General features: G+C 68.6%; 13 protein-coding genes. 6 read left to right on the top strand and 7 right to left on the bottom strand.

Annotated elements, in window-relative coordinates; genetic code table 11:
- Window positions 1-98: 98 nt before the first annotated feature.
- Window positions 99-1,403, top strand: coding sequence for an aminotransferase class I/II-fold pyridoxal phosphate-dependent enzyme (locus tag ABD648_RS02125; RefSeq protein ID WP_282217080.1), 1,305 nt, complete (start codon window positions 99-101; stop codon window positions 1,401-1,403).
- Window positions 1,404-1,449: 46 nt separating this feature from the next.
- Window positions 1,450-2,301 (top strand): pyridoxal kinase PdxY, encoded by an 852-nt coding sequence (gene pdxY / locus ABD648_RS02120; RefSeq protein WP_282217079.1) that lies wholly within the window; start codon window positions 1,450-1,452, stop codon window positions 2,299-2,301.
- 110 nt (window positions 2,302-2,411) lie between these two features.
- Here the strand turns inward: pdxY and ABD648_RS02115 are convergent, their stop codons facing one another.
- From ABD648_RS02115 to ABD648_RS02095, 5 genes are all read right to left on the bottom strand, one after another.
- Window positions 2,412-2,945, bottom strand: coding sequence for an HIT family protein (locus tag ABD648_RS02115; RefSeq protein WP_282217078.1), 534 nt, complete (start codon window positions 2,943-2,945; stop codon window positions 2,412-2,414).
- A 27-nt stretch (window positions 2,946-2,972) separates the two neighbouring features.
- Window positions 2,973-4,901, bottom strand: a complete 1,929-nt coding sequence (gene thrS / locus ABD648_RS02110) for a threonine--tRNA ligase (protein ID WP_282217478.1) — start codon at window positions 4,899-4,901, stop codon at window positions 2,973-2,975.
- A 122-nt stretch (window positions 4,902-5,023) separates the two neighbouring features.
- A complete protein-coding gene (locus ABD648_RS02105; RefSeq protein WP_282217077.1) occupies window positions 5,024-5,383 on the bottom strand; it encodes a YnfA family protein in 360 nt (119 codons plus the stop codon).
- Window positions 5,380-6,051, bottom strand: coding sequence for a response regulator transcription factor (locus ABD648_RS02100; RefSeq protein ID WP_282217076.1), 672 nt, complete (start codon window positions 6,049-6,051; stop codon window positions 5,380-5,382). The genes ABD648_RS02105 and ABD648_RS02100 overlap by 4 nt, the downstream gene beginning before the upstream one ends.
- Window positions 6,048-7,202 (bottom strand): sensor histidine kinase, encoded by a 1,155-nt coding sequence (locus ABD648_RS02095; protein WP_282217075.1) that lies wholly within the window; start codon window positions 7,200-7,202, stop codon window positions 6,048-6,050. The genes ABD648_RS02100 and ABD648_RS02095 overlap by 4 nt, the downstream gene beginning before the upstream one ends.
- Before the next feature lie 163 nt (window positions 7,203-7,365).
- Here ABD648_RS02095 and ABD648_RS02090 point away from each other — a divergent pair, with 163 nt between their 5' ends.
- Window positions 7,366-8,313 (top strand): alpha/beta hydrolase, encoded by a 948-nt coding sequence (locus ABD648_RS02090; RefSeq protein WP_282217074.1) that lies wholly within the window; start codon window positions 7,366-7,368, stop codon window positions 8,311-8,313.
- Window positions 8,314-8,327: 14 nt separating this feature from the next.
- Here ABD648_RS02090 and ABD648_RS02085 read toward each other — a convergent pair whose 3' ends face one another.
- Window positions 8,328-9,104: a GIN domain-containing protein gene (locus tag ABD648_RS02085; protein ID WP_282217073.1), complete on the bottom strand. Its 777-nt coding sequence runs from the start codon at window positions 9,102-9,104 to the stop codon at window positions 8,328-8,330.
- A 119-nt stretch (window positions 9,105-9,223) separates the two neighbouring features.
- On the opposite strand from ABD648_RS02085, the gene ABD648_RS02080 reads away from it, so the two are divergent.
- The 3 genes from ABD648_RS02080 to ABD648_RS02070 are packed head-to-tail and all read left to right on the top strand — an operon-like array spanning window position 9,224 to window position 12,058.
- The gene (locus tag ABD648_RS02080; RefSeq protein ID WP_282217072.1) at window positions 9,224-9,619 is read left to right on the top strand and encodes a DoxX family protein; all 396 of its coding nucleotides are present in this window, start codon (window positions 9,224-9,226) and stop codon (window positions 9,617-9,619) included.
- A 52-nt stretch (window positions 9,620-9,671) separates the two neighbouring features.
- Entirely contained in the window at window positions 9,672-11,021 is a 1,350-nt protein-coding gene (locus ABD648_RS02075; protein WP_282217071.1) for a cryptochrome/photolyase family protein, read from the top strand.
- Window positions 11,022-11,026: 5 nt separating this feature from the next.
- The gene (locus ABD648_RS02070) at window positions 11,027-12,058 is read left to right on the top strand and encodes an NAD(P)/FAD-dependent oxidoreductase (protein WP_282217477.1); all 1,032 of its coding nucleotides are present in this window, start codon (window positions 11,027-11,029) and stop codon (window positions 12,056-12,058) included.
- Here ABD648_RS02070 and ABD648_RS02065 read toward each other — a convergent pair.
- Entirely contained in the window at window positions 12,000-12,656 is a 657-nt protein-coding gene (locus ABD648_RS02065) for a hypothetical protein (protein WP_282217070.1), read from the bottom strand. The two genes, ABD648_RS02070 and ABD648_RS02065, sit on opposite strands and share 59 nt — an antisense overlap.
- Between the last annotated feature and the right edge of the window lie 33 nt (window positions 12,657-12,689).

The following is a 12,689-nucleotide window of genomic DNA, read 5'->3' as shown; positions in this document are numbered from 1 at the left end:
AGGACTCCTGTCGGGTGCGCCACTGTCGTGAGCAACAAAGTCTGGATTGATCTAGGCCAAACATAGCACTGTCCGAAACGACCTAGAATCGAGAAGTCATGAGCGACGAGATCACAGGAACCACGGCGGCCGACATCGCCGACAGCGTGCGCGGACTCCGCGACCGCGGCATCCTGCGTCCGGGGAGCCCGCTGCCGCCGGTGCGAGAGCTCGCCGCGCGTCTCGGCGTGAATCGGAACACCGCGGTGGCCGCCTACCGGCAGCTCGCCCAGGCAGGGCTGGTGGTATCGCGCGGACGCGCAGGAACGGTCGTGACGGGCCACGAATCCGTCCCGCAAGAGGGCTATGCCGCCGACACCGTGCTGCGCGACGTCGGCACCGGCAACCCCGATCCCCGCCTCATCCCCGACCCCTCCCCTGCGCTCATGAACATCGCGAGCCGGCCCGTGCTCTACGGCGAACCCGTGATCGACCGGGGCCTCGACGAGTGGGCGCGGACCTGGGTCGCCGCCGACCTCGACGCCGAGTTCCGCGTGACGATCACGAGCGGCGCCGTCGATGCGGTCGAGCGTCTGCTGGCACAGGCACTGATGCGCGACGATGCCGTGGCGCTCGAGGATCCGTGCTTCCTCGCCAGCATCCACACCGTGAGACTCGGCGGATACCGCGCCATCGCGGTGCCCGTGGACGAGCAGGGCATGACCGTCGACGGCCTACGTGCCGCTCTGGACGCGGGCGTCCGTGCGGTCATCTGCACACCGCGCGCGCAGAATCCGACCGGCGCGAGCCTCACCGCCGAGCGCGCGGCCGCGCTGCGTGCAGTGCTGGCCGATCACCCCTACGTCCTGATCATCGAAGACGACCACTTCTCGATGCTCTCGCAGCGGCCCTACGAGTCGCTCATCGGTCCGGACCACCGCCGATTCGCCCTCGTACGCTCGGTGTCGAAGTTCCTGGGCCCGGACATGTGCCTCGCGGTCGCCGCGACCGACGCCGAGACCGCGGACCGGCTGGCGATGCGCCTGAGCCCCGGCACCACGTGGGTCAGCCATCTGCTGCAGCGCCTCGCGCTGACGCAGCTCACGGATGAGGCGGTGACCGCCGAGGTCGCGGCCGCGGCCGCGCACTACGCCGAGCGCAACGCCGCCTTCTCCGCGCGGCTGCGCGACCACGGCATCCCTGCACCGACCTCGGACGGGCTGAGCCTCTGGGTCGAACTGCCTCAGTCGGCCCGTATCGTGGCCGAGCGCCTGATGCGGCGCGGCTGGCTCGCACGTACCGGCGACGAGTTCGCCCTGGACGATCGCGCCGAGCCCTCCCACCACCTGCGCCTCACCGTGCACGACCTCGACGATCAGGACGCCGCGACGCTCGTCGCGGACCTCGTCGCCGCCGTGCGTTGACCACCCGCCGCGGACACCGGGCCGCCTTGAATGAAAGGATCGGAGAATGAAGATCCTCTCCATCCAGTCGGCCGTCGCCTACGGCCACGTCGGAAACTCCGCCGCCGTCTTCCCGCTGCAGCGCATCGGCGTGGAGGTGCTGCCGGTCTACACGGTGAACTTCTCCAACCACACCGGCTACGGCGCATGGAGAGGGCCGCTGATCGCGCCCGACGATGTGCGCGAGGTCATCACCGGCATCGAGGAGCGCGGCGTCTTCGGGCAGGTCGACGCGGTGCTCAGCGGCTATCAGGGCGGCGAGGGCATCGGCGACGTGATCATCGACGCCGTCGCACGCGTCAAGGCCGCGAACCCGAACGCCGTCTACGCGTGCGACCCGGTCATGGGCAACGCGAAGTCCGGCTGCTTCGTCGCCCCGGCGATCCCGGTGCTGCTGCGGGAGCGCGTGGTGCCGGTGGCCGACATCATCACCCCGAACCAGTTCGAGCTCGGCTTCCTCACCGGCACCGAGCCGGACACTCTCGAGTCGACCCTCGCCTCGGCCGACCTGGCGCGGGCGATGGGGCCCCGGACGGTGCTCGTCACGAGCGTCGAGCGGCCCGACCGCGAAGAGGGCACGATCGAGATGCTCGTCGTCGACGACGCCGGCGCGTGGATCGTGCAGACCCCGCATCTGCCGATGAAGGCGAACGGTTCCGGCGACGTCACGGCTGCACTGTTCACTGCGCACTATGTCGAGACAGGCAGCGCCCAGACGGCGCTGGAGCGCACGGCATCCAGCGTCTACGACCTGCTCAAGGCGACGCTCGACTCCGGGGAGCGCGAACTGCAGCTCGTCGAGGCCCAGGAGTTCTACGCGAACCCCCGCATGCAGTTCAGCGCGCGCCAGGTGCGCTGAGCGTCAAACCTGCCTTTGGGTCCCTGAGCTTGTCGAAGGGCAGACGCTTCGACAAGCTCAGCGACCCCGCATCCGGTGGTCGTTGAGCGAAGCGACGAGCCGAAACGCGTTCAGCGCGGCCAGGCGTTCGCCACGGCCTCGCGAACCTCGCCGAGAAGCTGCGGCAGCGCCTTGGTCTTGGCGATGATCGGGAAGAAGTTGGCGTCCGATGTCCACCGCGGCACGACGTGCTGGTGCAGGTGGCCGTCGACGCCGGCGCCCGCCACGGCACCCTGATTCATGCCGAGGTTGAATCCGTCGCAGCGCGACACCTCGCGCAGGACGCGCATCGCCGTCTGCGTGAGCGCACCGATCTCGGCGACCTCTTCGGGCGTCGCCTGGTCGTAGGTCGCGATGTGGCGATACGGGCAGACCAGCAGGTGACCGGAGTTGTACGGGAACAGGTTCAGCAGCACGTAGGCCGTCTCCCCGCGCGCGACGATCAGCCGGTCGGGGTCCGCATGCTTCGGCGCCTCGCAGAACGGGCACTCGTCGCGCAGCGGCTCCGGCCCCGCCTGGATGTAGGCCATCCGGTGCGGGGTCCACAGCCGCTGGAACTCGTCGGGCACGCCGACGAGGCGCCCGGCATCCTCCAGCTCAGCCATGGCTGAGTCCCTGAGCATGCCTGCGGGTCACGCCAGTTCCCCCGCCGTCTGCACCAGGGCGTGCGAGTCGATCGCCGCGCGGATGCGGGCGACGGCATCCGCGATCGGCACGCCGTTCTCCTGAGTGCCGTCGCGGTAGCGGAACGAGACGGTGCCGGCAGCACGGTCCTGCTCCCCCGCGATCAGCAGCAGCGGCACCTTGCCGGTGGTGTGGTTGCGGATCTTCTTCTGCATCCGGTCGTCCGAGGTGTCGAGTTCGGCGCGCACGCCGGAGTCCCGCAGCGTCGTGATGACCTCACCGAGGTAGTCGGCGTACTCTTCGGCGACCGGAATGCCCACGACCTGCACGGGCGACAGCCACACCGGGAAGTCCCCCGCGTAGTGCTCAAGCAGGATCGCGAAGAATCGCTCGATCGAGCCGAAGAGCGCGCGGTGGATCATGATCGGACGCTTCTTCTGCCCGTCCTTGTCCATGAACTCCAGGTCGAAGCGCTCCGGCAGGTTGGGGTCGACCTGGACGGTCGAGAGCTGCCAGGTGCGGCCGATCGCGTCACGGGTCTTCAGGTCGATCTTGGGACCGTAGAAGGCCGCCTCACCGGGAACCTCGGTGAGCTTGAGGCCGGATGCCACGGCGACGCGGCGCAGCGCATCGGTCGACGACTCCCAGAACTCGTCCGAGCCGATCCACTTCGACTTCTCGTCGTCCTTCATCGAGAGCTCGAGCTCGAAGTCGGTCAGGCCGAAGTCGCGCAGCATCGAGAGGATGAAGTCGAGGACCTTCGAGACCTCGTCCTCGAGCTGGTCGGGCGTGACGAACAGGTGCGAGTCGTCCTGAGTGAAGCCCCGCACGCGGGTGAGACCGTGCAGCGCGCCGGAGAGCTCGTTGCGATAGACCGTGCCGTTCTCGGCGAACCGCAGCGGCAGATCCCGGTAGCTGCGCGCGCGCTCCTTGTAGATGAGGATGTGCATCGGGCAGTTCATGGGCTTCAGGTAGTAGTCCTGGCCCTGCTTGGTGATGTTGCCCTCGTCATCGCGCTCCTCGTCCATCACGATCGGCGGGAACATGCCCTCCTTGTACGTGACGAGGTGGTTCGAGGTGAGGAAGAGGTCTTCCTTCGAGATGTGCGGGGTGTACACGTAGGTGTAGCCGCCCTCGATGTGGCGCTTGCGGGCGTGCTGCTCCATCTCGCCGCGGATCATGCCGCCGCGAGGGTGCCAGACCGAGAGGCCGGAGCCGATCTCCTCCGGGAACGAGAACAGGTCGAGCTCCTTGCCGAGGCGGCGGTGGTCGCGCTTGGCGGCCTCCTCGAGGCGGTGCTGGTAGGCGCGCAGCTCGTCCTTCGTCGGCCATGCCGTGCCGTAGATGCGCTGCAGCTGCGGGTTCTTCTCGCTGCCGCGCCAGTAGGCGGCGGCGATGCGGGTGAGGTCCCAGCCGTTGCCGATCATGCGGGTGTTCGGCAGGTGCGGTCCGCGGCAGAGGTCCTTCCAGACGACCTCGCCGTCGCGCGTGGTGTTGTCGTAGATCGTGAGTTCGCCCTCGCCGACCTCGACGGAGGCACCCTCGGCGACCTCCTTGCCCGGGCCCTTGAGTCCGATGAGCTCCAGCTTGAACGGCTCATCGGCGAGCTCGGCGCGTGCCTCGTCATCCGTCACGACGCGGCGGACGAAGCGCTGTCCTTCGCGGATGATGCGCTGCATCTCCTTCGTGATGGCCTTGATGTCCTCGGGGGTGAACGGGGTCTCGACACCGAAGTCGTAGTAGAAGCCGTCGGTGATGGGCGGACCGATGCCCAGGTTCGCCTGCGGGTTGATGCGCTGCACCGCCTGCGCGAGGACGTGAGCGGCCGAGTGGCGGAGGATGTTCAGACCGTCGGCGCTGTCGATCGTCACCGGTTCGACCTCGTCGGCATCCGTCACGGTCGTGGCGAGATCCTTGAGGTCGCCGTTGACGCGCATGGCGACGACGTTTCGGTCGGTGAACAGGGCGAAGCCATCGTGCGGCCGGGCGTTTTCAGGCACAGAAACTCTCCATCTGGGTCACTACCCAGGTTACCGCTCCGCCCAGGCGCTCCGGACCGCTACGCGACGGCCTCGGATGCCGTGCTCGAGGCCGTCGGCGCGAGGATCACGATCGCGGCGCCGACGAGGGCGACCGACGAACCGACCCAGTCCCACACGGTCGGCTTGAAGCCGTCGACGATGATTCCCCAGGCGAGCGAGCCAGCGATGAAGATCCCGCCGTACGAGGCGAGCACCCGACCGAAGTTCGCGTCCGGCTGCAGGGCCGCGATGAATCCGTAGGCGCCGAGCGCCATCACTCCGAGGACCGCGAAGATCCAGCCGCGATCCTCTTTCACCGCCTGCCAGATCAGCCACGCGCCACCGATCTCGGCGAGAGCCGCGAGGACGAACAGAACCACGATGCGGAAGACGGTCATCCCGCCAGTGTGTCAGGGACGACGAGCCCGGTCTCGTAGGCGAGGATCACCAGCTGCGCGCGATCGGATGCACCGAGCTTCGACATTATCCGGTTCACGTGGGTCTTCGCGGTGTGCGGAGAGATGACCAGCTGCTCGGCGATCTGCTGATTGGTCGCGCCGCCGGCGACTCGGAGCAGCACCTCGCGTTCGCGGACGGTGATCTGTCGCAACGCGGGCGAGTCCCAGGCGTCTGCAGCGGGACGCCGCGGCATCACGGTGCGGGCGATCAGCGCGCGGGTCGCTGCGGGCGACAGCAGCGCCTCGCCGCGATGGATCGTGCGAACCGCCTCGACGATCTCCTCCGGTTCCGCACCCTTTCCGATGAACCCGCTGGCCCCGGCCCGCAACGCCGCAACGACGTACTCGTCCTCTTCGAACGTCGTGAGGATCAGCACCCGCGTGCCGCTCCCCTGCTCTGCGCAGATCTCCGCGGTGGCCGCGATGCCGTCGAGTTCCGGCATCCGGATGTCCATCAGGACGACGTCGGGCAGGGTCTCCCGCGCGGCGACGACTGCTGAGCGCCCGTTCGCCGCCTCTCCGACCACCTGCAGCCCTCCGTCCGCGAGGATGTCGCGGACAGCCTGGCGGATCAGTGGTTGATCGTCGACGATGAGGACGCGCGTCATGCGTGATCTCCCGCTGTCGGGATCGCGACGTGAAGCCGGAACTCGTCCTGGTCGCGCAAGACGACGACACGCCCTCGCACGGCGGCCACGCGCTCCCGCAACCCACGCAGTCCGTGGCCGCTCGGCGTGGCATCCGGGCTCTCCTCGCCGACGGCATTGGTCACGACGATGTCGACCACGCCGTCACCGCCGCGAATCGCGAGCGCCGCCCGATCGCCCTCTCCGTGCTTGTGGGCATTCGTGAGCCCTTCTCGAATCGCCAGGTAGGCCACATGATCGCTCGATCCCGCGAGCGCAGCGAGCTCCGCATCCCGGCGCAGATCGACGCGCAACCCTGCCGCCTCGACCTGCGCCACAAGATCGTCCACTCCGTCCAGTCCTATGGGCGGATGCCGGTCGCCCGGCACGTCCGTGTCACCGTCGCGCAGCACCGACATCAGCCCACCGATATCGGTCAGAACGGTTCGAGCGGCCGCACGGATCGCGGTGAGCGCTTCTCGTGCCCGTTCCGGCCGCGCCTCGATCGCCGATGAGGCGACGCCCGCGTTCAGGCTGATGACCGCGATCTGGTGGGCGACGATGTCGTGGAGATCGCGAGCGATGCGTACGCGCTCCTCCGCCACGCGTCGCCGCGCCTCCTCTTCTCGACCGCGTTCGGCTCGTTCGGCGCGCTCTCTCATCGCCGCGGCGTACTCCCGTCGGGATCGAGTCGCGTCTCCGACGGCACCGGCGAGGACGATGAAGAGCAGGAACTGCAGGGCACGCGAGTCGAAGACCTCGCCGTCGAGCGTGATCGCGTTCGTGCAGAAGACCAGGATCGAGGCCGCGCCAACCAGCAGCAGCCCGACCGGCCGTGCCACCCGGTCGGTGACGGCGAACGCCGCCACCGCGATGGCGATCATGACTCCGGGCGGGAGCAACCCGAACAGCGCGGTGAGCGTGCTGCATCCCAGGCTGACGGCGAGGACCATGATCGGCAGCCGACGACGGAAGGGCATCAGCGCGGCCGGCAGCAAGGCCGGGACGAGCAGCAGCCCACGAGCCTGGAACACCGCATCGGGGTAGGGAAGGAATGCGAGCAGGATGACGATGGCCACCGCGAGGACGTCGGTCAGCAATGTCGCCGGACGGGGAAAACGGAAGGACGACACCCCTCCAGTATTCCGGGCTGACGCACGGGGCGAGTCCCTCCCGGGGATGAGACTCGCCTACCGCGAACGCGGTACGGAAGTGTCTACGACGGGCGGATGCTTGCGCGCGCCTCCGAGATCAGGCTGGGAAGGTGCATGCATCGCGTGCTCGGAAAGGACAGCAATGAAGAAGGCAGTCAGACGGACACTGCTCACCCTCACCGGCATCGCGACGGTGATCGTCGTCGGCCTCGCCACGACGACGGTCGTGAACGTCGTCGCGACCGAATCGGAGAAGGACGCGATCGCAACCTACGGGCAGGCGGTCTCGGTGGACGGGCGTGACATGAACGTCCTGGTCACGGGCGAGGGCCCCGAGACGATCGTGATGCTCCCAGGGTTCGGCACCGCGTCGCCGGTGATCGACTTCAGCCCCCTCATCCCCGATCTCGCGGACGATCATCGCGTCGTCGTGGTCGAGCCGTTCGGCTACGGCCTGAGCGACGGCACCGAGAAGGCACGCACGACGGAGAACATCGTGAGCGAGGTCCACGATGCCCTGCAGTCGCTCGGCGTCGACGAGTACACACTCATGGGGCATTCGATCGCCGGGATCTACGCGATCGAGTTCGCCGAACGCTACCCCGACGAGGTGAGGGCATTCGTGGGCATCGACAGCAGCCTCCCCGGGCAGCCGAGCGCAGACGTCGAGTTGCCGATCGGACTCCTCGTCACGGCCAGGAATCTCGGTCTGATGCGGATCATCGCCGGCGCGGCCGATGGCGGGTACATCCCGCCGACCTATTCAGCGGAGGATCGTGAGCAGATGCACATGTTCACGAATCGGAACACCTTGGCGCCGACCTACGTCGACGCGATGTCGCGTCTCGGAGAGACGTTCCGCGAAGCCGAGGGCAAGGAGTTCCCGGATGACCTCCCGCTGCTCCTGTTCGTCCAGAAGCAGAACAAGACCGTCCCCGAGTGGCTCGACCTGCACGAGCGACAGGCGGCGAGCGTGATGGACGGAACCGTCATCCCTCTGGCCGGAGACCATTACCTCCACCACACGCACGCGAAGGACATCGTCGACGGCTTCCTCGCGTGGGAGGCAGTGCGTCAGCCGTCGGACTGATCCGCCGGCTTCGTTCAGCCTCGGCTGACGTCGCCGGAACCTGACACGTCCTCCGTGACGCGGGCATCGCCGCTGTAGGAGATGTCGCCGCTGCCGTCGATGACGGCGTCGAGCGTCCCCTCCGCGGTCACATCGGCGCTGCCCGCGCCGCGAATGGTGACGAACGCCTGGGTGCTGCGCAGACCGGACGCCTCATAGCCGCCGTCGCCGTTGATGTCGACCCGTTGCGTTCCGGCGGTTCCCGCGATCGAGACTCCGCCCGATCCCTCGATCCGCACGACGAGCTCTTCGACCACGGCGTCGCGGACATCGATGGCGCCAGAGCCGTCGATCGTGAGGATGGCGGTCCCTGCGTCGATGCCGGTGGCGTCGACATCGCCCGAACCGCGGACGGTGATCGTCGGCTCGTTCGCCCCCGAGAGGTCGATCGAGGCATCGCCCGATCCGAGGACGGTGAGCGACTCGAGAGAGCTCACCGTGAGCGCGTAGCGGATCTTCCCGTTGCCCAGCATCGGCTCTCCGTTCATGCCGAGGCGCAGGACGCCGTCCTCCACATCTGCCGTGAGGCTGTCGATGACCCGCTCGCCGGCGGTCACGGTCAGTGACGGCGTCGCGCCGAGCGTGACCGTCAGGTCGCCGGAGCTGTCGAGCTCCACGACGCTGACATCCGAGATCTCCCGCTCTTGGGTGACCGCGGGTCCGGAGTCGAGCGCCGCGCACCCCGAGAGTGCCGTCGCAGCGGTGACGACGAAGAGAGCGGTGGTGGCGAAAGCGAGGAATGGAGTGCGCATGACGTCAGCGTAAGTATGCGGCGCGCCACGCGGACAGCTACCGGGGTGCCAACATCGTCTGCCCCCTGGGTATGACGCTCCTGGCGGCGAAGGACCGCCTCATCACGTACCGTGAGGGAATGAGAGCAGTCGCCCGATGGATCCTCGCGATCGCGCTCGGCGCGATCGGCGTCATGCACTTCACGTCGACCCGCGGGTTCCGCGTCGTCGTCCCGGACTGGGCGGTGGAGCTGACGAAGCTCGACAAGAACGACATCGTCCTCGCCTCCGGTGCCGCCGAGATCGCTCTGTCCGCCGGCCTGATCGCGCTCCCCCGCGAACGGCGCCGGATCGGCTGGGCCACGGCGGCCTTCTTCGTCGCCGTCCTCCCCGGCAACATCCATCAGTGGCAGACGCGCCGCTCGACGCCCGGGCTCGATACGGATGCTCGACGGCTCGGGCGGCTCTTCCTGCAGCCGCTGCTCGTGCTCTGGTCGCTCTGGGCGACGAACGACGTACCGGCTCGCCGTCGCTGAAAAGCCACAGAGGCGGGCACGTATTGTCGCCAGGGTCGGCGACAATGGGGCCATGTCCTCTCCCTCGATCGTCTGGTTCCGCGACGACCTTCGACTGGCCGACAATCCTGCCCTGCGCGCCGCGCTCGATCTCGGTGAGCCGATCATCGCGCTGTTCGTCCTGGATGAGGAGTCCGACGGCATCCGCGCCCTCGGCGGCGCCTCGCTCTGGTGGCTGCATCATTCGCTCGCCTCGCTCGCGGAACGTCTGCGGGAGCGCGGAGCGGAGCTGATCCTGCGGCGGGGCGCGGCCGGTCGCATCGTGCGTGACCTGGTCGCGGATTCCGGGGCCGGTGCCGTGTTCTGGAACCGCAGATACGGAGGTCCCGAACGAGACGTCGATGCCGGCGTCAAGTCGGCCCTGCGCGAAGAGGGCGTGACGGTCGCCTCGTTCGCCGCGTCGCTGCTTCATGAGCCCTGGACCGTCACGACGGGCAGCGGCACGCACTACTCGGTGTTCACGCCGTTCTGGCGGGCCTGCCTCGCGCTCCCCGCGCCTCGTGCTCCGCTCCCGGAACCGCGGGAGATTCCCGGCGCGACGCCGGTCCCGGCATCCGACGCGCTCGACGACTGGGAGCTCCTGCCCACGGCGCCGGACTGGGCGGCGGGTCTTCGCGAGACGTGGGAACCGGGCGAACCGGCCGCACGGCGGCGGCTGAAGGAGTTCCTCGACACCGATCTCCCCGGGTACGACAGCGCTCGTGACGAGCCGTCTGCGGGTGCGACCTCGCTGCTCTCGCCGAGACTCCGCTGGGGCGAGCTGAGCCCGTTCACGGTGTGGCATGAGGCAGTCGGCGTGGACGGAGCGGGTCGCTTCCTCTCGGAGCTCGGCTGGCGGGAGTTCGCCTGGCACACGCTGTACCACGCCCCGGATCTCGCGACGAAGAACCTGCGGCGCGATTTCGACGCGTTCCCCTGGCCGCCGCTCGATCCGTCGCGGCTCGACGCCTGGCAGCACGGCGAGACGGGGATTCCGCTGGTGGATGCCGGGATGCGCGAGCTCTGGCACACGGGGTACATGCACAACCGGGTCCGGATGGTGACGGCGTCTTTCCTCATCAAGAACCTCCTCATCGACTGGCGGCTCGGCGAGGAGTGGTTCTGGGACACGCTCGTCGACGCCGACGACGCGAGCAACCCGTTCAACTGGCAGTGGGTGGCAGGGTCCGGAGCGGATGCTGCGCCGTATTTCCGCGTTTTCAACCCCGAGCTGCAGGCGAAGAAGTTCGACCCCCAGGGCGTCTACATCTCGCAATGGGCATCGGATGCCCCGACCGAGCCGATCGTCGACCTCGGCGAGACCCGCAAGGCGGCTCTCGCCGCCTATGACGAGGTCAAGCGCGGGTCGCGGAGCGAGAGGTGAACGCCATGCGCCCGTGGGAGATGCACGACACGGTCGTGATCGGTGCCGGCGTGATCGGGGCTTCGATCGGCTACCACCTCGCAGCACGCGGAGCGGCGGTGACCGTTGTAGATGCGGGTCTTCCCGCGTCCGGCGCGACCCGGCACTCGTTCGCCTGGATCAGCAGCGTCGGGGGCGCCGATGGGCCGGCCGTCGGGCTCAGGGACCTCTCGGTGCAGGACTGGAGGCGCCTCGGCGCGGAGATCCCGGGACTCGAGCTGGACTGGTCCGGAGCGCTCACGTGGGGTGACGAGTTCGGTCGCGCAGAGGCGATCGAGCCGCCGATCGGCGTCGAGCCGCGGCTCTCCGAACTTCCCTCGTCCGCCCGATTCAGCCCGGAGGAGGGGTGGATCGATCCGGTTCGCGTCACGGAGCAACTGATCGAGGCCGCCCGTCATCGCGGAGCGCAGATCCAGCTCGGAGCGCCAGTGGTGCGACTGATCCGTGGTAAGGCCGCGGGCGTGATCGGCGTCGACCTCGGCCATGTCGTACTGGGAGCGTCGAACGTCATCGTCGCGGCGGGGACGGGGGCGGCCGCGCTCTGCAGCTCGGTCGGCGTCAGCCTTCCCCTGGCGTCGGCTCCCGCGGTGATGGTTCGCCTCGCGGCCGAGCCGGGACTCATCGGGCACATCGTCGCGAACGACGAGTTCGAGGCCCGGCAGAGTCCGGACGGCACGATCCTGATGCCGCGCGGCTACGCAGGCGAGGACTCGGCCGAGTCGCTGCTGGCCACGGGCGAGATGGCCCGACGACTGCTGGTCGATTCGTTCGACGGCGCAGAGGACGTCCGCCTGCTCGGCGCCGAGATCGGCTGGCGGCCGATGACGAGCGACGGAGAGCCCGCTGTCGGCGTCACGCGCATCCCCGGGCTCCACGTCGCCGTCGCGCACCCCGGCGTCTGCCTCGCGGCGACGATCGGAAGGCTCGTGGCCGACGAGGTCATGACCTCGCTGCCCGCGCCCGAGTTGGCGCGCTTCCGTCCGACACGGTTCGACTGAGCGCGCCGGAGGCGGGCATCTCCGAACGCCTGACGAGACGGATCCGGCCGATTCCATCCCTCCCGCGCGCGGTGAGTTCTGGAAACTCCGCGGTGCAGAGGGCGGCGATCGCCGCGTTCCACGTGCGCACGTCGACCTCGACGCCATCGAGAGTTCGGATCCAAGCCGCGACGTCGGCACGCAGCGCCGGTGCGCTCGTCGCATCGATGACACGGCCGTGCTCTCTGAGCAGAACTCGGTCGCGGCGCCCGAAGATCACATCGATCGACGCCTGCCGGTCGTTCGAGAAAAGCACGAGACGATTCCGGTCCATCAGCCTGTACACGGCGTCGGCGATGACGAGGCAGGCGGCCAGGGTCGTCAGGGCCGCCACCGTCACGGCGAGTGCGACGGCGAGGAGGAGTTGGCCGACGACGACCAGGAAAAGGGATTCGATGACGAAGAGCGCGAGAACCGCCAGCATCATCCAGCGCAGCGCACGCGGCAACCACACGATCAGCCACTGCAACGTGAAGCTGATCTCCAGGAGAGCGACGAGGTCGTCCCTCAGCGAACCGACGTGAACGCGCTGCGGACGGGTGTCGGGGACGCGATTCACACGCTCACTCTAGAAGACGGCGGCTCGCTGCCG

The organism is Microbacterium luteolum (assembly GCF_039533965.1).
Classification (GTDB): domain Bacteria; phylum Actinomycetota; class Actinomycetes; order Actinomycetales; family Microbacteriaceae; genus Microbacterium; species Microbacterium luteolum.
The sequence above is the reverse complement of the archived record's forward strand: the minus strand, read 5'-3'. Positions and strand labels throughout refer to the sequence as shown.

Excerpts from the sequence above, each read along its gene's own strand:
- ABD648_RS02080 (WP_282217072.1), top strand. The coding sequence starts at position 9,224 with ATGAGAGCAGTCGCCCGATGGATCCTCGCGATCGCGCTCGGCGCGATC.
- ABD648_RS02115 (WP_282217078.1), bottom strand. The coding sequence starts at position 2,945 with ATGGCTGAGCTGGAGGATGCCGGGCGCCTCGTCGGCGTGCCCGACGAG.
- ABD648_RS02100 (WP_282217076.1), bottom strand. The coding sequence starts at position 6,051 with ATGACGCGCGTCCTCATCGTCGACGATCAACCACTGATCCGCCAGGCT.
- ABD648_RS02070 (WP_282217477.1), top strand. The coding sequence starts at position 11,027 with ATGCGCCCGTGGGAGATGCACGACACGGTCGTGATCGGTGCCGGCGTG.
- ABD648_RS02105 (WP_282217077.1), bottom strand. The coding sequence starts at position 5,383 with ATGACCGTCTTCCGCATCGTGGTTCTGTTCGTCCTCGCGGCTCTCGCC.
- ABD648_RS02125 (WP_282217080.1), top strand. The coding sequence starts at position 99 with ATGAGCGACGAGATCACAGGAACCACGGCGGCCGACATCGCCGACAGC.
- pdxY (WP_282217079.1), top strand. The coding sequence starts at position 1,450 with ATGAAGATCCTCTCCATCCAGTCGGCCGTCGCCTACGGCCACGTCGGA.
- ABD648_RS02090 (WP_282217074.1), top strand. The coding sequence starts at position 7,366 with ATGAAGAAGGCAGTCAGACGGACACTGCTCACCCTCACCGGCATCGCG.
- ABD648_RS02085 (WP_282217073.1), bottom strand. The coding sequence starts at position 9,104 with ATGCGCACTCCATTCCTCGCTTTCGCCACCACCGCTCTCTTCGTCGTC.
- thrS (WP_282217478.1), bottom strand. The coding sequence starts at position 4,901 with ATGCGCGTCAACGGCGACCTCAAGGATCTCGCCACGACCGTGACGGAT.
- ABD648_RS02075 (WP_282217071.1), top strand. The coding sequence starts at position 9,672 with ATGTCCTCTCCCTCGATCGTCTGGTTCCGCGACGACCTTCGACTGGCC.